The following is a 21,042-nucleotide window of genomic DNA, read 5'->3' as shown; positions in this document are numbered from 1 at the left end:
CCGATCCTGGCACGGTTCAGGTGATCACGCCGGCCGCCCGGGCCGCGGCGGCGTAGTCGTCGGCCAGCGACGCGACGGTGGCGTGGGCGTTGAGCCCGCTGGGATTCGGCACGATCCAGAGCTCGGCACCGGCCAGCGGTGCCGCCTGGACGCCGAGCCGTGCCTTCGGCTGGCCGAAGGCGATCCGGTAGGCGGTGACGCCGGCGATCGCAACCACGCGTGGACGATGCTCGGTGATCAGGTCGAGGAGCCGCTGCCGGCCGTCCCGGAGCTCCTCGGCCGTCAGCTCGTCGGCCCGGGCGGTGGCCCGCGGCACCAGGTTGGTGATCCCGATCCCGCGGCCCACCAGGTAGCGCCGGTCCTCGTCCGTCATCCCTACGGTGCGATCAAGATCACGATCGAGGATGCCGGCCATCCGCAGGGCCGGATAGAACCGGTTGCCGGGATGGGCGAAATGGGTCTGGGTCGCGGCGGTCCACAGACCGGGATTGATGCCGACGAAGAGCAGGGCCAGGCCGGGCCCGACCAGATCCGGCACGACGTGATCGCGGAACGATTCGAGCTCGGCCCTGGAGAATCCCACCCCGGAAACCTAGTCCGGGCACCGCTTAGTCTTCTCGTCGGGCTCCGGCCCGTGAGGGCCAATGTCCGCCAGGTGGCTATGGAGTCGGCCGGGGCCACGATCAAGGATGGACCCAGCCGCGTCTCGACCAGCTCGCGGGCACGACGAAAGGGACAATGGACATGCAGACCCACGATCCGCATCTGATGACCGCCGACCGCGCCGTGACCGAGGAACAGGAATGGGGTCGGCTGGTCTGGATGGTGTCCGGCCGGCAAGGGAACTCGACCGAGCTGACGGTCGGCCGGTGCTACATCGCCCCGGGGCAGGAGAATCCGCGGCACTATCACCCGAACTGCGACGAGGTGCTGCACGTGCTGCAGGGCCGGATCCTGCACAGCGTCGACGACGCGACCTTCGAAATGGGCCCCGGTGACACGGTCAGCATTCCCTCCGGTCGGCTGCACAATGCGCGCAACATCGGCACCGAGGAAGCGATCTTCGTGATCTCGTTCTCCAACGCGGATCGGCAGACCGTGGGGGAGTGATCATTCCGACTGGCCCGGGTCGAGGTCAGGCCGACGCGTTGTACGCCTCGGTGACCTCGGCCGGGATCCGACCGCGGGACGACACCTGATAGCCGTTGTCGGCGGCCCACTCGCGGATGGCCCGGGATTGGCTCGGATCGACCCGAGCCGGGGCCGGGTTGCGTGAACCGCGACGGCGACGACCGCCCACCCGGCGGGCGACTTTCAGGTACGGCGACAGCGCTTTGTCGAGGGCCTCTTTGTTCTTGTTGGACAGGTCGATCTCGTATTCGACGCCGTCCAGAGAGAAAGTGACCGTGCCACCTTGACCCGACTTGATGGCCTTACCGTCGAGGTCGTCCTCGAACATGGTGATGACTTTCTGTGCCATCGGCGTGCCTTTCTCTCGACCGGCTGAGTTCTTCGAGGGTACTCGGAATTCACGGCGATCTGCATATCCGGCCGTCGAATGTGCCGAGTCGTCGGATTCCGGCCGTTGGGCGTATGCTCGGCTATCCAGGGCTGACTCGACATGCAATCTGTCCGGCGCTGGCAATTCTGTATTGCGGTCGCGGTGTCCGCCGTCGTCAGATCGCTTCCAGCCAGGGGAATCCGCCCGGGTCGGCGGCCATCCGAGCGGCCAGGATCTTGTCGTCGTGGCCACGGATCTGATCAAGGAACGGAAAGTCCTCGGGCGAAACCGCGATCTTGGCCACCGGCTTCATCGACACCGGGCTCGCCGCCTGGGCGACCTGGATCCAGGCGTCGCCGATCGGAATCGGTGGTTGTCGCTCGAAGCTGTCGGCGGGCAGCAGATAGACCGTGCCGGAACGCCAGGGCCGTTCTCGGAGCGCGGATTCGCTGATCGAGAAGAAGTAGTGCGGTTCGCCCAGTTGATCGCTGGTGCCGACCCGGACGGTGGAATTCACCATTTGTGTCGCCGGTTGTGCCACTCGGTCGAGGATCGCGTAAAAGATCGGCCAGATTCCGTCGGTCGCCGCGAACACGGCGAAGCGGTTGCTGAACTCCAGCGGATCGTCGGGTTGACGGGGTTCGAATCGTTCGATCCGTGCGTCGCCGGAGCCGTGCAACACCACGTCGGAACGATCGGCGACATGGCACAGGAACTGCCATTTCGGTGCGTCGATCCGATAGTCGATGAAGTCGCCCGTCCCGCGTTCGAGGCTTTCTTCCAGGAGTCGGTCGAACGCCGTTGTCGTCTCGCGATCGAGCGGGGACTCGGGCCGCGGCAACCAATAGGCGGGAATCTGCATGGATCATGGTAAGCGACCCGTTAGCGTGAAAAACCTGGGGCCAGAGTTACGTGATGTGGGTCGGGACCGCGCGGTGGTGGGGCGATTGCTCGGTCTGGACTCTGGCCGGCATGGGACGATGACGGGTGTGGATAGTGATGACAGCTTGCGGGCCGGGTCCCTGTTGATCACCAATGTGCGGGTGTTCGACGGGGTCGAGATCACCGAGGACGACTCGGTGCTGGTCCGCGACGGGGTGATCGAACAGGTCGGGATCGGGATCACGGCGACACCGGATCTGATCACCGTCGACGGCGGCGGCGGCACGTTACTGCCCGGACTGATCGACGCGCACACCCATGTCACGGCCGCTTCGGATCTGGCGATCGCGCTGGCGTTCGGCGTGACCACCGAGCTGGACATGTTCTGCACGACGGAGCTGCTCGCCGAGGTCCGGACGAGCACACGGGGGCGTACTGATCATGCCGATCTGCGGTCGGCGGGTGTCGGGGCGGCGGCTCCGGGCGGGCATCCGAGCCAGCTGGTCCAGTGGGGCATCTATCCCGCGTTCCCGACGGTGGCTTCGATCGATCAGGTCGACGCGTTCGTCGCGGATCGGGTCGCGGAGGGCGCCGACTATCTGAAGATTCTGTTGGAGGATGGGCAGACCTTCGGGATCGAGACCCCGGCGCTGGAGCCCGAGGTCGTACGGGCCCTGGTGGTGGCCGGCCGGGCCGCGGGCCTGCTGACGATCTCCCACGTCTCGACCCACGCCGATGCCGACCTGGCGATCGACGCCGGTGTCGACGGGCTGGCGCATCTGTTCATCGACCGGCCGCCGGACGCCGATTTCGCGCGCCGTGCCGCCGACGCCGGGATCTTCGTCACCCCGACCCTGACCGTGTTCGAGGCGTTCACCGGCGGGGCCCGGCGTGAGGCCGCGTTCGTTGATCATCCGCGACTCGGGCCCTATCTCGACCCGCGCAGCCGGGCGTCGGTGATCCCCGACCCGGATCAGAGCTTCCAGATGACGCCGCCGGCCGGGGTGAGTCACGAGCACGCGTTCGCCGGCACGGCCGCGCTGCGGCAGGCCGGGGTGCCGATCCTGGCTGGCACGGACGCCGCGACCGGCCGGTCGGCGCACGGGTTCTGCCTGCACGCGGAGTTGGCGGCGCTGGTCGATGCCGGGCTGTCCCCGGCCGAGGCCCTGCGGGCGGCCACCGCCGCGCCGGCCGAGGCGTTCGGGCTGGCCGACCGAGGCCGGATCGAGGCCGGCCGGAGCGCCGACCTGCTGCTGGTCGACGGCGACCCCACCGCCGACATCACGGCGACCCGGGAGATCCGCGAGATCTGGCGCCAAGGCGTGCGGTTCGACCGTGAGGCGCATCGGAAGGCGTTCAACGTCTGAGCCCCGGGTTCCGCCGACCGCGCGACGGGCTGGCGCGGCTGCACCGTCACAAATCGGGGGCGCAACGCCGACCCGCGCCCCGAACCCGCCGTTTCCGCGCGTTGCGCCCCCGATTTGTGTCACTGACCACCCACGCCATCAGCCGAGCCGCCGCCGCAGGATCTCGCTGCCCGGTCCGCTGAGGTCCTGGGCCACGGTGGCCCGCCCGGCGAGCGTCATCAGCACGGATTCGCCGTCGCCACGGGCCTCGGGGCCGCGGCCGTGACTCCAGTCCAGATCGGTGGCGATCAGCCGGACGCCGCGGGCGTGCCAGAACCCGCGCAGCGGCGGGGCGGTGACGGCGAACGGCAGCGCGTAGCGGAGTCGTTCGACCGGGATCCGGCGGGGGAGTCCGAGCGGCCGGCGGATGTCCTGGTGATGGATCATGGCGTCGACCAGGCCGACCCCGCAGCCGAACCGGGCGGTCGCACCCTGCGGTTCGAGATGCCGGCGGAGGAAGTCGATCAGTTCCGCGGGGGACAGGTGCTGATATTCGGCGAGTGACACTTCGTTGAGCCGGCCGAACCGGAACCCGGCCTGCCGCAACCGGCGCAGGAAGTCGCGTTGATCATGTTCCTCGTAGCTGATCACGTGCGTGACGACATCGCGAACGCTCCAGCCACGGCACAGGCTGGCCGCGTTCCACTGGTCGGGGGTGAGCGTCTCCAGCAGGGCGGCAAGATCGGCTCGCTCGTCGCGGGCCAGGGGCAGGACGCTCACCCGGGGCTCCCTTCGTTCGGTTCGGTTTCGGCGGTTTGATGATCATGGGCGCCATCGGTCAGTCGATCGTGGAGCAGGGCGAGCTGGGCCGGATTGCGGGTCAGCGCGCTGGCTCGGCGATCGGCTTCCGGGGCCTCCGCCGGCCGCCCGGCGGCACGGAGCAGTTCGGCCCGGGTGGCGTGGAACAGGGCGTGGTCGCGCAGTTGCGGTTCGAGCCGTTCGAGCTCGGCCAGCGCGGTGGCCGGCCCATGGACGTAGCGGACGGCGATCGCCCGGTGCAGCCGGGTGATCGCGCTCGGCTGGAGTCGGATCAGCAGGTCGTAGAGCACCAGGATCTGATCCCAGTCCGTGTCGGCCCAGGTCGGTGCTTCGCTGTGACAGGCGGCGATCGCGGCCTGCAGTTGGTACGGTCCCGGCGTCCGGTGCCGCCGCGCGGTCCGGGTCAGCAGTGCGGTCGCCCGCTCGATCGCCGCTGAGTCCCAACGGCCACGATCTTGATCTTGCAGGGCGATGATCTGGCCGGTCCGGTCGAAGCGGGCGTCGGTCCGGGCGCGGTGCAGCCGGATCAGGGCCAGCAGCCCGGCGACCTCCGGCTCGTTCGGGAGATCCCCGGCCAGCCCGGTGGCCAGCCATTCGGCGTCGTCGACCAGATCGCGGGAGTGGCTGCGGTCGGCCGTGTGCGACAGGTAGCCCTCGTTGAACAGCAGATAGATCACGCTCAGCACCTCGGCCAGCCGCGGCGCGAGCTCGTCGTCACGCGGGATCCGGTACGGGATGCCGGCGGCGCTGATCTTGCGCTTGGCCCGGGTGATCCGCTGCGCCAGCGTGGTTTCCGGGATCAGGAACGCGGCGGCGATCTGGGCCGTGGTGAGCCCGCAGACCACCCGCAGGGTCAGCGCGATCTGTGCCTCGTGGGCCAGTGCGGGATGACAGCAGGTGAAGATCAATCTGAGCCGGTCGTCGGGTTCGGGTCGCACCGGCCACTGCAGCTGGGCCAGCTTGGTCCGGTAGTTCTCCTGCCGGCGCAGCACGTCCAGGCCGCGGTTGCGGGCCACGGTGAACAGCCAGGCGTCGGGCCGGGCCGGGATCCCCTCGACCGGCCAGCGCCGCAGGGCGGTCTCGACGGCATCCTGGACCAGATCCTCGGCGGCCGAGAAGTCGCCCAGCAGGGAGACCAGGGCGCCGGCCAGCCGGCTCGCATGATCACGGACCACCCGGGCCAGCTCGGCCGCGGCCGGATCGTCGGTCATGACTCCAGCGGACGGATCTCGACGACCGGGCAGGCCGGCCAGTCCCGGACCATCCGCAGTGCCTCGTCGAGATCGGCTACCTCGATCATCGTGAAGCCGGAGATGATCTCCTTGCCCTCCATGTACGGCCCGTCCGTCGTGACCGGCTCGGGGCCGTCCAGCCGCACCGTGGTCGCGGTCTCGGGATGCTGCAACTTGGCTCCGCCGCGGATCTTGTCCGCATGGTCGGCGAACCACTGGTGCACCCGCTGCAGCTCCCGCTCCCGGTCCTGGGGCCCGAGCGCGGCGAAGTCCTTCGCGAACTGCTCGGTCTCGACGAACATCAACACGTACTTCACCCGATCATCCTTCCCGCCGACTGCCCGGACGGATTTCAGTCTTCACCCCCCAGACGATCGGCGACGGCCGGGATCCGACAAGGCGGCCGAGAAACCTCGGGAAATCTGTCGTCAGGTCTCCTGCCGACGCCGGTCGTAGCCGGTCTTGAGCAGGCTGACGATCGTGGTCACCAGCAACGTGGCCAGGATGAAGCCGAGGGAGACCGCGATGCCGATGTGCGGCAGGTGGACGAAGCCGATGTCGTCGATGTGCGAGCCGTGCAGGGCCTCGATGATCAACTTGAGACCGATGAAGCCGAGGATCACCGACAGGCCGACGTTGAGGTAGACGATCCGTTCCAGCAGCCCCCCGATCAGGAAGTACAGCTGTCGCAGGCCCATCAGGGCGAGCGCGTTGGCGGTGAAGATGATGTACGCGTCCTGGGTCAGGCCGAAGATGGCCGGGATGGAGTCGAGGGCGAAGATCACGTTGGCCATGCCGATGGCGGCGATCACGATCACCATCGGAGTGAGCAGCCGCCGACCGCGGACCGTCGTCACCAGCCGGCCGCCGTCGTACTCGGAGCTGAACGGCAGCACCCGCCGGAGGAAGCGCAGGACCGCGTTCTCCTTGAAGTCCGACTCGTCGTTCTCGCCCTCGATGGCCAACCGGATGGCGGTGTAGATCAGGAACGCACCGAGGATGTAGAACACCCAGCTGGCCGCCGCAATGGCCGCCGCGCCGGCCGCGATGAAGACGGCGCGCAGGATCAGCGAGACGACGATCCCGATGTAGAGGACCTTGTCCTGGGCCAACGGCGGCACCGCGAACCGGGCCATGATGATCACGAAGACGAACAGGTTGTCGATGCTCAGGCTGTATTCGGTGACGTAACCGGCGACGAACTCCGAGCCGGCCGGGCCGGGATTGAACACATACAGTCCGACCGCGAACACGGCCGCCAGGGTGACGTAGCCGATCACCCAGAGGGTGGCGTCCTTGATCGTGACGGTGCGCTGCCGCCGGGCGATCACGATCAGGTCGAGGGCGATGATGCCGAGCAGCACCAGGGCGGTGACGATCCACACCTGCGGCGAGACAGCCGAGATCATGGGACAACCTCCGGACGTCAGAAGTAGTGGCAACACACCACTAGCGGTCCGGAGGTCTCTTCCGTCCGGCCTGGCCGGACCTGCAGCACCGGGTCGACCACTGGGTCTTCCGTGATGACGACGCTGCTGCTTTAGGGAATACTCCCCTCCATAGCGTGGCTATCTTAACCGGACTCGCGGGCGGCCCTGATCTGGGCGAGCCATTCCCGGCCGAGCCGCCGTCCGTCGGGGAGCTGGTCGCCGCGGTCCCAGCGCCAAGTGGTGATCATCGCCAGCACCAGGATCCGGCAGTCCCGCAGCAGGTCGTGATCAACGCCCGGGTAGTGATCGGCGACCTCTTCGGGCGCGTGGGCGAGGTCGAACTCGACCGGTCCGCGGCAACAGGTCTCCAGGTCGATGAACAGTGGTCCGTCCGTGGTGCTGAGCAGGTTGCCGGGGTGCGGCTCACCGTGCAGCAGCTGATCACCGCCACTGTTGCCGATCCGGGCTTTCAGCTCACCCAAGGTTTCGCCGAGCAGTTCCCGGTCCGCCGGGCCGAGCTCGGGGGTGCGGTCCCGGCTCGCGATCAGTTGCTGGGCCGACTCCACGCGGTCGGTGAACCGCGGTGTCGAGACGTCGACCGTACGCATGGCGGCATGCAGCCGCTCCAGCGCAGCCGCGTAGTCGGCCGACGTCAGCTCCCGCGTGGTTGCCGGCGGGTAGTAGGTCCACAGCGTGATCACGAAGCCGTCCCGGCGGTGGAGCCGAGGCTGCACCCGGGGCTCCAGCGCCGCCACCGGACAGCCGGCGGCGACGAGCCGCCGGGCGAGGTCGATCTCGAACTGCGCGACCTGCCGGTCCGTCGGCGCCACCCGGGCCAGCACGTCACCGGGCAACAGCCGCAGCGCGACCCGGTTGGAGTTCTGCAGCAAGATCACGTCGTCGACCGTCAGCCCGAGGGCCGTGGCGGTCGACCGGGCCGCGGCCATCGCCCGCGAGACCTCTGCCGCTTCCATCTGTCTCCTCTTGATCAATTCGCGGGCGAGCGCCGGCCCAGTTGGTCGCGGCGCCGGCTCAGGTAGGCGGTCTCGGCCGTGTTGCCGGCCAGCTCGATGGCGAGGTCGTACGCCGAGCGCGCCTCCTGACTCCGGCCGATCCGGCGCAACAGGTCGGCCCGGGTCGCGTGGAAGGCGTGGTAGCCGGCCAGGCTGTCCCGCAGCCGGTCGACGGCGACCAGGGCCACCTCAGCGCCGTCGAGTTCGGCGACCGCGACGGCCCGATTGAGGGCGATGATCGGCGTCGGGTCCAGCCGGAAGAGCTGGTCGTAGAGGGCGACGACCTGCGACCAGTCGGTGTCGCGGAAGTCCCGCGCGTCGGTGTGCACGGCGTTGATCGCCGCGAGAAGCTGGTAGCGGCCCGGAGCCACCCCGGCGGCCAGTCGCGCGCGGACCAGTCGATGACCTTCCGTGATCATGGTCTGATCCCAGGATCCGCGGTCCTGGTCCTCCAGGGCGACCAGTTCACCGCCGGCCGAGACGCGGGCCGGACGGCGGGCCTCGGTGAGCAGCATCAGGGCCAGCAACCCGACCACCTCACCGTCCTCCGGCAGCAGGCCGCGGATCAGCCGGGTGAGCCGGATCACCTCGGCGGTCAGGTCGGGCCGGACCGGATCGGTGTCCTCGCCGGTCGCCAGGTAGCCCTCGTTGAAGATCAGGAAGAGGACGGTGAGGACGCCGGCGACGCGGACCGGGAGATCCTCGCCGGAGGGCACCCGGTAGGGGATCCGGGCTGCTTTGATCTTGGCCTTGGCCCGGGTGATCCGCTTGCCCATTGCCGCTTCCTGGGCCAGGTAGGCGCGGGCGATCTGGGGCACGGTCAGGCCGCCGACCAGCCGCAGGGTGAGCGCGACCCGGGTCTCCGGGGCGAGGGCCGGGTGGCAGCAGGTGAAGATCAACCGGAGCCGGTCGTCGTCGATCGCGCCGAGCGGCTCGGCTGGTTCGTCGTCGTACGTCAGCTGAGCCTCCTGCTGCTTGTCGTCGCGCTTGCTCTCGCGGCGGATCCGGTCGATCGCCTTGCGGTTGGCGGTGGTGGTCAGCCAGGCGCCGGGGTTGGGCGGGACGCCGTCGGACGGCCAGCGCTCGACGGCGGTCGCGAACGCCTCGGCGGCCGCTTCCTCGGCGATGTCGAGGTCGCCGAACCGCCGGGTCAGGGAGGCGACGATCCGGGACCACTCCTCGTGGTGGACCTCGGTGATCGCCTGCTCGACGTCGATCACTCTCACTCGCTCAGGAACGGCCGGACCTCGACCCTCCTGTTGCAGGCCTTCGAGCCGTCGCTGGCGATCTTGAGCGCGGCGTCGAGGTCGGGCGCCTCGAAGATCCAGAGCCCCGCGATGTGTTCCTTCGTCTCCAGGAACGGTCCGTCGGTGAACACCGCCTCCGATCCGCGGTGGTCGATCACGGTGGACGTGCTGGGCGCGGCCAGTCCGCCGGCGAAGACCCAGTGGCCGTCCGCTTCGACCCGGTCGTTGAACGCGTCGATGGCCGCCATCTCCTCCGGGGTGGCGGAGCCGGTCCGGTCGTCGATCACGGAAACCAGGTACTGCATGTCGCTTCAACTCCTGTTGTTCGGCCGCCTCGCGAGCGGCTGCGCACCTCTGCTACCAACGCCTGCGCCCCGATCGGAACCCGGCTCGAGAATTCTTTCAAAGTCTCGCAGTCAGACCGAGCTCGTCGAGCAAGGTCAGGACCCGCAGTTTGATCGTGTCGCGGATCGCGCGGACGGCCGGGAGCTGCCGGCCGGCGGGATCGTCCAGGACCCATTCCTCGTAGCGCTTGCCGGGGTAGAAGGGGCAGCTGTCGCCGCAGCCCATGGTGATCACCACATCGGAGAGCTGGACGGCCTCGTCGGTGAGGATCTTCGGGCGCTGGTCGGTGAGGTCGATGCCCTCCTCGGCCATCGCCTGGATGGCGGCCGGGTTGACCAGCTCGGCCGGTTCCGAGCCGGCCGAGCGGACCTCGACCGCGTCCCCGGCGAAGTGGGCGAGATAGCCGGCCGCCATCTGCGATCGGCCGGCGTTGTGGACACAGACGAACAGCACGGACGGTTTGCTGGTGATCATCGGGATTCCTTGTCGGACGTGGGATTCGTGGACCTGGGGGAGTGCCGGAACCGCCGGCTGAGGGCGAGGCTGACGTAGACCAGGCCGACCAGGACCGGGACCTCGATCAGGGGTCCGACGACCCCGGCCAGGGCTTGGCCGGAGGTGGCGCCGAAGGTCGCGATCGCGACGGCGATGGCGAGCTCGAAGTTGTTGCCGGCGGCGGTGAACGCGAGCGTGGTGGTGCGTTCGTACGTCATCCCGGAGAGCCGGCCGACGAGGTAGCCGCCGCCCCACATCAGCGCGAAGTAGACCAGCAGCGGGAGGGCGATCCGGACCACGTCCAGCGGTCGGCCGACGATCTGATCACCCTGCAGGGCGAACAGGATGATGATCGTGAACAGCAGCCCGTACAGGGCGAAGGGACCGATCCGGGGCAGGAAGCGCTGCTCGTACCAGTCGCGTCCCTGGCTGCGTTCGCCGAGCACGCGGCTGAGAAGGCCGGCGACGAGCGGGATGCCGAGGAAGATCAGCACCGATTGGGCGATCTGCCACGGGCTGACCTCGAGCGCTGCCTGCTGCAGACCGAGCCAGCCGGGCAGCACGCTGAGGTAGAACCAGCCCAGCCCGGCGAATGCGATCACCTGGAACACCGAGTTGATCGCGACCAACACCGCGGCGGCCTCGCGATCACCGCCGGCGAGGTCGTTCCAGATGATCACCATCGCGATGCAGCGGGCCAGGCCGACGATGATCAGCCCGGTCCGGTAGTCGGGCAGATCGGGCAGGAAGATCCAGGCCAGGGCAAACATCAGCGCCGGCCCGACCAGCCAGTTCAGCACGAGCGAGGACCCGAGCAGTCTTCGGTCGCCGGTGACGGTGCCGATCCGGTCGTAGCGGACCTTGGCCAGCACCGGGTACATCATGATCAACAAGCCGATCGCGATCGGCAGCGAGACCCCGTCGATCTCGACCGCGCTCAGCCAGCCACCGAGGCCGGGCACGAGCCGCCCGGCGACCAGCCCGATGATCATCGCGGCGATGATCCAGACCGGCAGCCAGCGGTCCAGGGTGGAGAGGCCGCGCAGCACCCGTGGCGGCGCGGTGTCGGGCGGTGCGCTCACTCGCAGGCCCGCCGCTGAGCGGCGCTGCTCCGGGCCCGGGCCGCGAGCTCGGACAACTGGTCGGCGGCGGTTTCCAGCAGTTCCGGGTTCAGCCGGTAGTAGGTGTAGCGGCCGTACGGTTCGGACTCGACCAGGCCGGCCTCGCGCAACACCTTCAGGTGATGGGAGATCGTCGGTTGCTTGGCGCCGGTGTCATCGACCAGGTGGCAGGTGCAGGCCGGACCGGCCGCGAGCAGTTCGACCAGTTGCTGGCGTAGCGGATCGGCCAGCAACCTGATCACATCAACCTGATCTGATATCAACACAGCTTGATGAAACGATGCCGCGGTGTCCGTTGTCAAGCCACAGGCACTCCCGAAAGGCAACACCCATGTTTGATGTGATCATCGCCGGCGGCGGGCCGACCGGCGCGATGCTGGCCGCCGAGCTGCGGCTGCACGAGGTGCGAGTCCTCGTTCTGGAGCGGGAAACCGAGCCCAAGTCGTTCGTCCGGATCGTCGGCCTGCACATCCGCAGTCTCGAGCTGATGGCCATGCGTGGACTACTGGACCGGCTGCTCGACCAGGGACGACAGCGGTCGGCGGCCGGCTTCTTCGCCGCCATCCCCAAGCCCGTACCCCCTGGCCTGGATTCCGCGCAGGCCTATCTGTTGGGCATTCCGCAGCCGACGGTCGAACGCGTGCTCGGGGAGCAGGCGACCCGGCTGGGGGCGGAGGTCCGGCGCGGTGCCGCGGTGACCGGCTTCGAGCAGGACGACGAGGGCGTCACCGTCGAGCTGGCCGGCGGTGAACGGCTGCGGACGCGCTTTCTCGTCGGCTGCGACGGCGCGCGCAGCACGGTTCGCAAACAGCTCGGCGTCGGCTTCCCCGGCGAGCCCACGCGGAACGAGACGCTGATGGGCGAACTGGAAGTAGGGGCGCCGGCGGAGCAGATCGCCGCCACCGTGCGGGAAATCCACCGGACCGACAAGCGGTTCAGCCTCGGGCCGTTCGGTGACGGCGTCTACCGCGTGGTCGTCCCCGCCGCGGGCGTCGGTCAGCGGGCGGAACCACCCACCCTGGAGGATTTCCGGCAACAACTGCGCGCCATCGCCGGGACCGATTTCGGCGTCCACTCGCCGCGCTGGCTGTCCCGCTTCGGTGACGCCACCCGGCTGGCCGAGCGCTATCGGGTCGGCCGGGTGTTGCTGGCCGGCGACGCGGCCCACATCCATCCGCCGATCGGTGGCCAGGGCCTCAACCTCGGCCTCCAGGACGCGTTCAACCTCGGCTGGAAGCTGGCCGCCCAGGTCCGCGGCTGGGCCCCGGGTCCGCTGCTCGACAGCTACCAGGCCGAACGCCAACCGGTGGCCGCGGCGGTGCTCGACAACACCCGGGCCCAGTTGGAGCTGCTGTCCCCGGAGCCGGGCCCGCAGGCCGTACGCCGGCTGCTGACCGAGCTGATGGATTTCGACGAGGTGAACCGCTACCTGATCGAGAAGATCACCGCCACCAGCCTCCGCTATGACCTCGGCGACGGCCCGGACCTGCTCGGCCGCCGGCTGCCCGACCTCGCGCTGAAGGAGGGACGCCTCTTCGACCGGCTGCGGGGTGGCCGCGGCCTGCTGCTTGACCGCACCGAACGCCTGACCGTCGGCGGCTGGTCGGACCGGGTCGACCAGCTGGCCGACCCGACGGTCGAACTCGACGGGCCCGCCGCCCTGCTCCGACCGGACGGCCACGTCGCCTGGATCGGAGACGATCAACCGGACCTCGACGTCCAGCTGGCCCGTTGGTTCGGCCCGCCCGCCGACTGATTCGCCGGAGGAACCGCAGAAACCGGCGCCGGGTAGTACGGTCTCGCTAAGCGATTGCAAATGACAAGCAGAGGGAGGCCCCATGCTGAAGCAGGTAGCGGACGGTGTGCTGGTCCAACAGAGTGAATTGCTCGCGAACAACTCCATCGCCGTGCAGGGCCGGGCCGGGGTGTTGCTCGTCGACCCCGGCCTGACCGGCACCGAGATGACCACCCTGGCCAACGATCTTCGCGAGTTGGGCCAGCCCGTGGTGGCCGGCTTCTCGACGCATCCCGATTGGGATCACGCGCTCTGGCACCCGGCCCTCGGCGATGCGCCTCGCTACGGTACGGCCCGCGCCGCGGCCCAGCTGCAGGAGCTGCGGTCGGGCGCGGACTGGCAGGCCCGCTTCGCCGAGGGGCTGCCGTCGGAGATCGCCGAGGACACCCCGTTGGACCTGTTCGGCCTGCTCACCGCGCTGCCGGCCGGAAGCTCCCGGCTGCCGTGGGACGGTCCGTCGGTCCGGGTGATCGAGCATCCGGCCCACTCTCCCGGCCATGCGGCGTTGCTGGTCGAGGAGAGCGGGGTCCTCATCGCCGGCGACATGCTCTCCGACGTCTTCGTTCCGATGCTCGACAACTCAGCCGATCCGATCGAGGAATACCTGGTCGGGCTGGGAGTGCTCGAGGAGGTGGCGGATGAGGTCAAGGTGCTCATCCCCGGTCACGGGTCGGTCTGCGGTGCGGATCAGGTGCGCACCCGGATCGACCAGGACCGGGCCTACCTGCTCGCCCTGCGTGACGGCCGGACCCCCGCAGACCCGCGCCTCGACTCGCCCCAGCCCGGCTGGGAATGGGTGAGCGACATCCACGCCGGGCAACTCCAAGGCCAGATCGAGCGAACAAAGCGCGGCGAGAGGTCCTAGTCCCGATCGTTCATGATCATGACCGATCCCGGGCGGTCAGCAAAGCCGGGCAACGGTCGCGGTCCTGGGTGCGTTTCTCTACCTGTGTCGACTTCTTCGCGTCGCCGACTGCGATGTGGGTGAATTTCTCTACCTGTGTCGAGTTCCGACTCCTCGACGGCGGCTACTAGGTCCGGAAGGCCGGGTACGGGAGCAGGTCGGGGACCGGGAAGTCCGCGACGATCCGTCGGTGGATGGCGGTCAGGAACTCGGTGCAGCTCGGCAGTTCGTCGCCGATCGTGGTGGTGGCCCGGGCCAGCAGCCGGATCGCGACGGCGTCCCGGGCCGGCAGCTGGGCGCCGCGGTGCTGCCAGGCCTGGAGTTGCAGCTCCGGCAGCCGGCTGACCAGCCCGTGCGCGCGATTCACCGTCCACAGCGCGGTGGCCCGCGCCATGCCGCGCCGCCACACAGCGTCGTCGGCCAATCCGGGCCGGGCCGTGATCAGTCGTTGCCGGATCACGTCCTCGGCCCGGGTCAGCAGTTCGCTCGGTGGCTCGAAGAAGCACCAGCAGGTCGGGAACGGGACCCGGACGTAGCCCACCTCGAGGAACACGGGGGAGCAGCCCGCGAACTCCAGGTCGATGAACCGCACCCCGTCGGCGGTGATCAGGTTGTTGTCCGGGCACAGGTCGGACGGGCCGACCACCTCGTGCTCCGGGTCGTCGAACAGCTCGAGCGCGTCGTCCAGTTCGGCGGCGAAGCCGGCCGGAGCGGCGAGTCCGAGCCGAGCTCGTACGACCTCGTCCAGGCCGGCCCAGGCCTCGCTCAGCATCGTGCGCGGATCGAACGCCGACGGCGGCAGACCAAGATCAGTTCGGCGCCGCAGATAGTCGCGCCGGCCGCCGAACGTGCGGGCGAGCAGGGTGCCCAGGCCGTCGGCCCAGTCGAGCAGCGCCCGCTCGGCCAACTCGGGATCGCCGGCCAGCAACGCATCCGCCAGCTGCGGATGATCACCGAGATCGGTGATCACCAGGATCCGACGATCCGGATCGAGGGCCAACAGATCGGGTGCCAGACCGCCGCCGGCGGGGCCGAGATAGGCGGCCGCCGCCGCTTCGTCCGGCCAGGTCGACGAGCCCTCGGGATAGGTCTTGATCACGACGGTCGGTGCCGGGGCATCGCCGCCGGTCAACGTGGCCCGGTAGACGGCCGACCGGCCACTGCCGCCGAGCTCGTCGACCTGGGAGATCGCGATCTCCGCACCCCACCGTGCCCGCAGCGCCGTCGCCGCGGCGTCGATCTCCTCCGCCATGGCGGCAGCCTACTGTCGCTGCCGCACCGAAGGCTCAAGATTTTTCTGCGCGCCTGTCGATCGGTGGAGCCTTGAATCGTTCATGGTGGGAGACGACCTCGAACCAAGGAGTGATCATGACCGAACCGTTGCTGACCGGACTGAGCTTCGCCGAGTCCCCGCGCTGGCGGGACGGGCGCCTCTGGATCTCGGACTGGGGCCGCGGCCTGGTGCTGTCCGTAGGCCCGGACGGACAGGAGGCGACCGAGGCCCAGGTCGCCTCCTTCCCGCTGTGCATCGACTTCACCCCGGACGGACGACTGCTCCTCGTTTCCTCGGCCGACCGCGCGATGCTGCGGCGCGAGCCGGACGGCTCCCTGAGTCCGTACGCCAACCTGGGCGATCTCACCACTCCGTGGAACGACATCGTCGTCGACGGCCGAGGCAACGCCTACGTCAACAACATCGGCTTCGACTTCCCGATGGGGGAGCCCCGCCCGGGCATCCTCGTGCTCGTCACCCCGGACGGCACCGTCAGCCAGGTCGCCGACGAGCTGCACTTCCCCAACGGGATGGCGATCACTCCCGACGGCAGCACCCTGATCGTCGCCGAATCCCACGCCGAGCGCCTGACCGCCTTCGACATCGCCGCCGACGGCACCCTGTCCGGCCGGCGCCTCTGGGCCGCGACCCCGGATGATCATCCCGACGGCATCTGCCTCGACGCCACCGGCGCCGTCTGGTTCGCCGACGTCGGCAACAACCACTGCCGCCGAGTCGCCGAGGGCGGCGAGATCCTCGACACCATCGCCTTCGACCGCGGCGCCTTCGCCTGCACCCTCAGCCGCACCGGCGATCCCACCCTGTACATCGTCGGCCAGAACTTCACCGGCGACCCCGCCGCCGAACCCAGCGGCATCGCCGCCGCCTTCCCGGCCCCGGCCCACGGCGCCGGCCACCCCTGACGCCGGCAGCCGAACCTGATCAAGGAACCTCCATCGGACAAACAGAAAGGCCCTTCAGGTGATCACCTGAAGGGCCTTTCCTTTGGTAGCGGGGGCAGGATTTGAACCTGCGGCCTCTGGGTTATGAGCCCAGCGAGCTACCGAGCTGCTCCACCCCGCGTCGCCTGATGAACTCTAGTTCACGCGTCGGCCGAGCACAAATCGGGCCCCGGACACCCTCAGTCCATGTCCGGGACCCGGCTCCTCGCCTCGGGGTAGTCGAGGCCGGTCAGCTCCAGCAGGTCGGTGATGATCGAGCGGAGCTGGGCCAAGATCACGACGGCGGACATGGTGTCGGCCAGCCGCAGCCGGGAGCTGGCTCGGCCCAGCTCGATCAGCCGGGCCTGGGCCGCAACGGGCAGTTTCCGGTTGTAGAGCTCGCCGGCCATGAAGCGGACGGTGTCGGCCAGCTCGTCCATCAGGCTCAGGTACGCCAGCGGCACGGTCTCCTCCCGCCACAGCGCGATGGTGCAGCGCCGGGCCAGCACGCGGAGGTTCCGACTGGCGTGGTCGAGGGGGAGTTGCAGGTCGGCGTAGGCCTGGACGGCGGGCAGGTTGCGGCGGCGGAAGGGGGAGTGGCGGACGACGCCGAGGCCTTCCTTGCTCGCCTCGCTCAGCTCCTCCAGGGCCGCCTCGCCAGCCCGGGCCCGGGCGAGCACCTCGTCGCCGGCGTCGGCGTCCCCGGTCCGCAGGGCCTGACCGGCGGCGTCGAGCGTCGCCGCCAGCTCCTGCAGGATCGCGGCCGCGACCAGCCGCGGTTTCCGCAGCGGCGCGCTCGGGGCGATGGTGGCGACCAGCAGGGCGATGGCGCAGCCGGTCACCGCGTCCAGCCAGCGGTTCACGCCCTGGCCGGGCATCGGAGTCAGGGTGATCACGATGATCGCCTGCACGCCGGCCTGGATGATCATCAACTGACCGGCGCCGAGCAGGGTGGCGAGTGACATCGCGATCGCGCAGACCAGCATGATCTGGATCGGGCCGGTGCCGAAGATGATCACCAGCAGATCGCCGACCAGGACGCCGACGGCGACGCCGATGGCCACCTCGATGCCGCGCCGCATCCGTTGCCCGAAAGTGAAGCCGAGGGTGATGATCGCAGCCACCGGCGCGAAGAACGGCATCGGGTGCTGCAGCACGGCCTGGGCCAGCAGCCAGGCCAGCCCCGCCGTCACCGCACATTGGATGATCATGAAGATCCGGCCGCGCCAGCGATCGAGCCGTCGTTCGGCCGACTCCCGGCCGCGGCGCAGGGTCCGTTCCGAGACGTCGAACGCGTGCAGACTCAGCTGGCGGATCAGCGGCATGGCCGGGCTTCCGTCGGCGTCGCCGGGGCGGCGGTGCTCCATCGACCCATCATGGCCTCAGCCGCCCGGATCGACGGCCGGCGACGCGTCCACAGGCCGGAAAGGGGGGAGGGGGCTTTGCAGGTCGAGGCGGTAGAGGCAGACTTGTGCCTCGTGACTTCACCGATCCGCGTCACCGTATGGGGCGAAAATCATCACGAGAACAGCGACCGCGACCGGGCAGGGATGGCGGAGCGCTATCCCGATGGCATGCACGGCGCCATCGCAGCCGGCCTGACCGAGCTGCTCGGCGACCAGATCCAGGTCCGCACCGCGACCCAGGATCAGCCCGAGCACGGGTTGACCGACGAGGTGCTGGACAACACCGACGTCCTCACCTGGTGGGGCCACGCCACCCACGGCCAGGTCGACGACAAGGTCGTCGACAAGGTCTATCAGCGGGTGCTGGGCGGCATGGGCCTGCTGGCGCTGCACTCGGCGCACTTCTCCAAGATCTTCATCAAGCTGATGGGGACCAGCTGCTCGCTGACCTGGCGCAACTCCCAGGACACCGAGTTGGTCTGGACGACCAATCCGGGCCACCCGATCACCGAGGGCGTACCGCACCCGATCGTGATCGACGAGCAGGAGATGTACGGCGAGTACTTCGACATCCCGCACCCGGACGAGTTGATCTTCATCTCCACCTTCACCGGCGGCGAGGTGTTCCGCTCCGGCTGCACCTGGCGCCGCGGCAAGGGCAAGGTGTTCTACTTCTCGCCCGGTGACCAGGAGTACCCGGTCTACCACCACCCGGACATCAAGCGGGTGCTGGCCAACGGCGTGAAGTGGGCCGCTCCGGACCGGGCCGAGATCGTCACCCCGGCCGTGGTCAGCCAGCCGCCGCCCGTCTTCACCGACCGCACCCTGAAGGAGAACCCGTGACCGACCAGAAGAAGCTGCGGGCCGGCGTGATCGGCCTCGGTTGGGCCGGTCAGCAGCACATGCAGGCCTACTTCGACGCCCCCGACGTCGAGCTGGTCGCCCTGGCCGGGATGGAGGCCGAGAAGCTGGCCGAACTCTCGGAGAAGTACGGCGTCCAGCGGCAGTACGCCGACTGGGAGTCCCTGGTCAAGGACGGCGAAGTGGACGTGGTCAGCATCGCGACCCCGACCGCCCTGCATGCCCCGATCACGGTGGGCGCGCTGAACGCCGGCATCCACGTGCTGTCGGAGAAGCCGATGGCCGAGAGCGGCGCGGCGGCCGAGAGCATGGTCGCGGCGGCCAAGGCCAACGACCGGGTGCTGGACGTCTCGTTCAACCACCGGCAGCGCGGTCAGGTCACCGCGCTGAAGGAGATCATCGACACCGGCCTGCTCGGCCAGATCTACTACGCCAAGGCCGGCTGGCTGCGGCGGCAGGGCATCCCCGGCCTCGGCACCTGGTTCACCCGGGCCTCGCTCGCCGGCGGCGGCGCGATGATGGACATCGGCGTGCACATGCTGGACATGGCGCTGCACCTGCTCGACAACCCGCAGGTGACCTCGGCCACGGCCGCCACCTACGCGGAGTTCGGGCCGCGCGGCCGCGGCGGTTCGGCGTACGGCCCGCGGGCCAACGTCGACACCGAGGTCGAGTTCGAGGTGGAGGACCTGTCCACCGCCTTCCTCCGGCTGGACGGGGGCGGCACGCTGCTGCTGGAATCCAGCTGGGCCCAGTGGATCCCGTACGACCAGTGCTACGTGACGCTGTACGGGTCCGAGGGCGGCGCCAGCATCGAGTGGGGCGGTTGGGGCGTCGAGCCGTACCAGCGGCTGAACGTGTGGACCGAGGTCAACGGGATCCCGGCCGAGCTGCAGCCGATCGTGCCGGAGCACGGCCATCACGAGGCCAGCGTGCTGCAGTTCATCGCGAAGGTGCAGTCCGGTGATTTCGCCGCCCACCGGGGCGAAGAGGCGCTGATCCGGGCGCAGGTGCTGGACGCGATCTACGCCTCGGCCGCGAAGGGGTCCGAGGTCACCCTCTGATCCGGCGCTGAACAGCCGACAGCGGGGAACATCCGGCCGGGTCTGACCGGTGGGATGTTCCCCGTTGTCGCTGCTGCGGTGCGGTGAGATGGAGTGAGCGGGGGCGCGGCCGGCTTCTAGAATGAGCCGGGCGTACGCGAGCTGATGAGGAGCGATGAAGGCACTTCTGCTGGAGAACATCCATCCCGAGGCCGAGCGGCTGTTGACCGAGCGCGGGATCGAGCTCGAGACCGCGAGGGGGGCACTGGACGAGGACGAGTTGATCGAAGCCGTCCAGGGCGCGCAGCTGCTCGGGATCCGGTCCAAGACCACGGTCACCGAGCGGGTGCTGTCCGCCGCGCCGGACCTGGTCGGCATCGGCGCCTTCTGCATCGGGGTCAACCAGATCGACCTGCCGGCCGCGACGAGTGCGGGTGTGGCGGTGTTCAACGCCCCGTTCTCCAACACCCGCAGCGTCGTCGAGCTGGTGATCGCGGAGATCATCTCGATGGCCCGGCACCTGACCGACAAGAACGCCAAGATGCACGCCGGGGTCTGGGACAAGTCGGCCGCCGGCGCACACGAGGTCCGCGGCCGCCGGCTCGGCATCGTCGGCTACGGCAACATCGGCAGTCAGCTGTCGGTGATCGCCGAGTCGCTCGGCATGCAGGTCTATTTCTACGACGTCGCGGACAAGCTGGCGCTGGGTAACGCGCGCCGTTGCGAGACGTTGGACGAGCTGCTTGAGGTCGCCGAGACGGTGTCGCTGCACGTCGACGGGCGACCCGGCAACGCCGGCCTGTTCGGGGCCGAGCAGTTCGCCAAGATGCAGCCACGGAGCCTGTTCCTCAATCTGTGCCGAGGCATCGTCGTTGATCATGACGCGCTGCGTGATCACCTGCTCTCCGGCCACATCGCCGGCGCGGCGGTGGACGTCTTCCCGTCCGAGCCGAAGAAGGCCGGGGACCCGTTCACCTCTTCCCTGCAAGGGATTCCGAACGTGATCTTGACGCCGCACGTCGGCGGCTCGACCGAGGAGGCGCAGGAAGACATCGGGCGCTTCGTCGCCGGCAAGCTGCGCGACTATCTGGGCGGCGGCGTGACCACGATGTCGGTCAACCTGCCCACGGTCCAGCTGGACGGCACGGCCAGCGGCCGGACCCGGATCCTGCACATCCACCGCAACGTGCCCGGCGTGCTCGCCACGGCCAACGGCGTGCTGGCCGACTTCGGGGTCAACATCGACAGCCAGTCGCTGTCCACCCGCGGCGACCTCGGCTACGTGATCACCGACGTCGCCGGGGGAGTGCCCGCCGAGCTGCTGGACAAGCTCCGCGGCCTGCCCGAGACCATTCGGCTGCGGATCACCGACTGATCATCGGCGCCGG

23 protein-coding genes and 1 tRNA gene are annotated in these 21,042 nt (G+C 69.2%); 8 read left to right on the top strand and 16 right to left on the bottom strand.

Annotated elements, in window-relative coordinates:
• Positions 1-16: 16 nt before the first annotated feature.
• Positions 17-583, bottom strand: a complete 567-nt coding sequence (locus FNH24_RS02795) for a mismatch-specific DNA-glycosylase (protein WP_152360625.1) — start codon at positions 581-583, stop codon at positions 17-19.
• Positions 584-744: 161 nt separating this feature from the next.
• On the opposite strand from FNH24_RS02795, the gene FNH24_RS02790 reads away from it, so the two are divergent.
• Entirely contained in the window at positions 745-1,110 is a 366-nt protein-coding gene (locus FNH24_RS02790) for a cupin domain-containing protein (RefSeq protein ID WP_152360624.1), read from the top strand.
• A 25-nt stretch (positions 1,111-1,135) separates the two neighbouring features.
• Here FNH24_RS02790 and FNH24_RS02785 read toward each other — a convergent pair whose 3' ends face one another.
• Complete coding sequence (locus FNH24_RS02785; RefSeq protein ID WP_152360623.1) at positions 1,136-1,480, bottom strand: histone-like nucleoid-structuring protein Lsr2; 345 nt, start codon at positions 1,478-1,480, stop codon at positions 1,136-1,138.
• Positions 1,481-1,676: 196 nt separating this feature from the next.
• Positions 1,677-2,363 (bottom strand): hypothetical protein, encoded by a 687-nt coding sequence (locus FNH24_RS02780; RefSeq protein WP_152360622.1) that lies wholly within the window; start codon positions 2,361-2,363, stop codon positions 1,677-1,679.
• A gap of 127 nt (positions 2,364-2,490) precedes the next feature.
• Between FNH24_RS02780 and FNH24_RS02775 the strand changes: the two genes are divergently transcribed.
• Entirely contained in the window at positions 2,491-3,750 is a 1,260-nt protein-coding gene (locus FNH24_RS02775) for an amidohydrolase family protein (protein WP_217428015.1), read from the top strand.
• Positions 3,751-3,888: 138 nt separating this feature from the next.
• Here FNH24_RS02775 and FNH24_RS02770 read toward each other — a convergent pair whose 3' ends face one another.
• The 10 genes from FNH24_RS02770 to FNH24_RS02725 all read right to left on the bottom strand — a co-directional run bounded on the left by FNH24_RS02770 (position 3,889) and on the right by FNH24_RS02725 (position 11,673).
• Positions 3,889-4,509 (bottom strand): maleylpyruvate isomerase family mycothiol-dependent enzyme, encoded by a 621-nt coding sequence (locus FNH24_RS02770; protein WP_152360620.1) that lies wholly within the window; start codon positions 4,507-4,509, stop codon positions 3,889-3,891.
• Positions 4,506-5,759, bottom strand: a complete 1,254-nt coding sequence (locus tag FNH24_RS02765; RefSeq protein WP_152360619.1) for an RNA polymerase sigma factor — start codon at positions 5,757-5,759, stop codon at positions 4,506-4,508. Before FNH24_RS02765 ends, FNH24_RS02770 begins: the two co-directional genes overlap by 4 nt.
• Entirely contained in the window at positions 5,756-6,097 is a 342-nt protein-coding gene (locus FNH24_RS02760; RefSeq protein ID WP_152360618.1) for a YciI family protein, read from the bottom strand. The genes FNH24_RS02765 and FNH24_RS02760 overlap by 4 nt, the downstream gene beginning before the upstream one ends.
• Positions 6,098-6,208: 111 nt before the next feature.
• On the bottom strand, positions 6,209-7,189 hold the full coding sequence (locus tag FNH24_RS02755; protein ID WP_152360617.1) for a TerC/Alx family metal homeostasis membrane protein: 981 nt from the start codon (positions 7,187-7,189) through the stop codon (positions 6,209-6,211).
• Between the two features lie 164 nt (positions 7,190-7,353).
• Entirely contained in the window at positions 7,354-8,184 is an 831-nt protein-coding gene (locus FNH24_RS02750) for a phosphotransferase enzyme family protein (RefSeq protein ID WP_152360616.1), read from the bottom strand.
• Positions 8,185-8,198: 14 nt separating this feature from the next.
• Positions 8,199-9,443 (bottom strand): RNA polymerase sigma factor, encoded by a 1,245-nt coding sequence (locus FNH24_RS02745; RefSeq protein ID WP_152360615.1) that lies wholly within the window; start codon positions 9,441-9,443, stop codon positions 8,199-8,201.
• 2 nt (positions 9,444-9,445) lie between these two features.
• The gene (locus FNH24_RS02740) at positions 9,446-9,775 is read right to left on the bottom strand and encodes a YciI family protein (RefSeq protein WP_152360614.1); all 330 of its coding nucleotides are present in this window, start codon (positions 9,773-9,775) and stop codon (positions 9,446-9,448) included.
• A 97-nt stretch (positions 9,776-9,872) separates the two neighbouring features.
• Positions 9,873-10,289, bottom strand: a complete 417-nt coding sequence (locus FNH24_RS02735; RefSeq protein WP_152360613.1) for an arsenate reductase ArsC — start codon at positions 10,287-10,289, stop codon at positions 9,873-9,875.
• Positions 10,286-11,392 carry an ACR3 family arsenite efflux transporter gene (gene arsB / locus FNH24_RS02730; protein WP_152360612.1) on the bottom strand — a complete coding sequence of 369 codons (1,107 nt, stop codon included), beginning with the start codon at positions 11,390-11,392 and terminating at the stop codon, positions 10,286-10,288. The genes FNH24_RS02735 and arsB overlap by 4 nt, the downstream gene beginning before the upstream one ends.
• The gene (locus FNH24_RS02725; RefSeq protein WP_152360611.1) at positions 11,389-11,673 is read right to left on the bottom strand and encodes an ArsR/SmtB family transcription factor; all 285 of its coding nucleotides are present in this window, start codon (positions 11,671-11,673) and stop codon (positions 11,389-11,391) included. Before FNH24_RS02725 ends, arsB begins: the two co-directional genes overlap by 4 nt.
• An 89-nt stretch (positions 11,674-11,762) precedes the next feature.
• On the opposite strand from FNH24_RS02725, the gene rox reads away from it, so the two are divergent.
• Together rox and FNH24_RS02715 are read left to right on the top strand one after the other, a co-directional pair.
• Entirely contained in the window at positions 11,763-13,187 is a 1,425-nt protein-coding gene (gene rox, locus FNH24_RS02720) for a rifampin monooxygenase (protein ID WP_152360610.1), read from the top strand.
• A gap of 82 nt (positions 13,188-13,269) precedes the next feature.
• On the top strand, positions 13,270-14,091 hold the full coding sequence (locus FNH24_RS02715; protein WP_152360609.1) for an MBL fold metallo-hydrolase: 822 nt from the start codon (positions 13,270-13,272) through the stop codon (positions 14,089-14,091).
• A 166-nt stretch (positions 14,092-14,257) separates the two neighbouring features.
• On the opposite strand, the gene FNH24_RS02710 is transcribed toward FNH24_RS02715, so the two are convergent.
• Positions 14,258-15,382, bottom strand: coding sequence for a hypothetical protein (locus FNH24_RS02710; protein WP_152360608.1), 1,125 nt, complete (start codon positions 15,380-15,382; stop codon positions 14,258-14,260).
• Between the two features lie 116 nt (positions 15,383-15,498).
• On the opposite strand from FNH24_RS02710, the gene FNH24_RS02705 reads away from it, so the two are divergent.
• Entirely contained in the window at positions 15,499-16,326 is an 828-nt protein-coding gene (locus FNH24_RS02705; RefSeq protein WP_152360607.1) for an SMP-30/gluconolactonase/LRE family protein, read from the top strand.
• 83 nt (positions 16,327-16,409) lie between these two features.
• Here FNH24_RS02705 and FNH24_RS02700 read toward each other — a convergent pair.
• A tRNA-Met gene (locus FNH24_RS02700) sits at positions 16,410-16,486 on the bottom strand.
• A 58-nt stretch (positions 16,487-16,544) separates the two neighbouring features.
• A complete protein-coding gene (locus FNH24_RS02695) occupies positions 16,545-17,711 on the bottom strand; it encodes an FUSC family protein (protein WP_246186728.1) in 1,167 nt (388 codons plus the stop codon).
• Positions 17,712-17,822: 111 nt separating this feature from the next.
• On the opposite strand from FNH24_RS02695, the gene FNH24_RS02690 reads away from it, so the two are divergent.
• From FNH24_RS02690 to serA, 3 genes are all read left to right on the top strand, one after another.
• Complete coding sequence (locus tag FNH24_RS02690) at positions 17,823-18,593, top strand: ThuA domain-containing protein (RefSeq protein ID WP_246186727.1); 771 nt, start codon at positions 17,823-17,825, stop codon at positions 18,591-18,593.
• Complete coding sequence (locus tag FNH24_RS02685; protein WP_246186726.1) at positions 18,590-19,675, top strand: Gfo/Idh/MocA family protein; 1,086 nt, start codon at positions 18,590-18,592, stop codon at positions 19,673-19,675. Before FNH24_RS02690 ends, FNH24_RS02685 begins: the two co-directional genes overlap by 4 nt.
• 154 nt (positions 19,676-19,829) lie before the next feature.
• Positions 19,830-21,029 carry a phosphoglycerate dehydrogenase gene (gene serA / locus FNH24_RS02680; RefSeq protein ID WP_152360605.1) on the top strand — a complete coding sequence of 400 codons (1,200 nt, stop codon included), beginning with the start codon at positions 19,830-19,832 and terminating at the stop codon, positions 21,027-21,029.
• Positions 21,030-21,042 lie beyond the last annotated feature (13 nt).

Origin of the sequence: Microlunatus speluncae, assembly GCF_009299835.1 — a bacterium.
Taxonomy (GTDB): domain Bacteria; phylum Actinomycetota; class Actinomycetes; order Propionibacteriales; family Propionibacteriaceae; genus Microlunatus; species Microlunatus speluncae.
This window is presented reverse-complemented; position numbering and strand designations above follow the sequence as displayed.

Coding starts and splice junctions, on each gene's coding strand:
- rox (WP_152360610.1), top strand. CDS start 11,763: ATGTTTGATGTGATCATCGCCGGCGGCGGGCCGACCGGCGCGATGCTG.
- FNH24_RS02705 (WP_152360607.1), top strand. CDS start 15,499: ATGACCGAACCGTTGCTGACCGGACTGAGCTTCGCCGAGTCCCCGCGC.
- FNH24_RS02755 (WP_152360617.1), bottom strand. CDS start 7,189: ATGATCTCGGCTGTCTCGCCGCAGGTGTGGATCGTCACCGCCCTGGTG.
- FNH24_RS02765 (WP_152360619.1), bottom strand. CDS start 5,759: ATGACCGACGATCCGGCCGCGGCCGAGCTGGCCCGGGTGGTCCGTGAT.
- serA (WP_152360605.1), top strand. CDS start 19,830: ATGAAGGCACTTCTGCTGGAGAACATCCATCCCGAGGCCGAGCGGCTG.
- FNH24_RS02785 (WP_152360623.1), bottom strand. CDS start 1,480: ATGGCACAGAAAGTCATCACCATGTTCGAGGACGACCTCGACGGTAAG.
- FNH24_RS02740 (WP_152360614.1), bottom strand. CDS start 9,775: ATGCAGTACCTGGTTTCCGTGATCGACGACCGGACCGGCTCCGCCACC.
- FNH24_RS02710 (WP_152360608.1), bottom strand. CDS start 15,382: ATGGCGGAGGAGATCGACGCCGCGGCGACGGCGCTGCGGGCACGGTGG.
- FNH24_RS02715 (WP_152360609.1), top strand. CDS start 13,270: ATGCTGAAGCAGGTAGCGGACGGTGTGCTGGTCCAACAGAGTGAATTG.
- FNH24_RS02780 (WP_152360622.1), bottom strand. CDS start 2,363: ATGCAGATTCCCGCCTATTGGTTGCCGCGGCCCGAGTCCCCGCTCGAT.
- FNH24_RS02735 (WP_152360613.1), bottom strand. CDS start 10,289: ATGATCACCAGCAAACCGTCCGTGCTGTTCGTCTGTGTCCACAACGCC.
- FNH24_RS02695 (WP_246186728.1), bottom strand. CDS start 17,711: ATGGAGCACCGCCGCCCCGGCGACGCCGACGGAAGCCCGGCCATGCCG.
- FNH24_RS02750 (WP_152360616.1), bottom strand. CDS start 8,184: ATGGAAGCGGCAGAGGTCTCGCGGGCGATGGCCGCGGCCCGGTCGACC.
- FNH24_RS02790 (WP_152360624.1), top strand. CDS start 745: ATGCAGACCCACGATCCGCATCTGATGACCGCCGACCGCGCCGTGACC.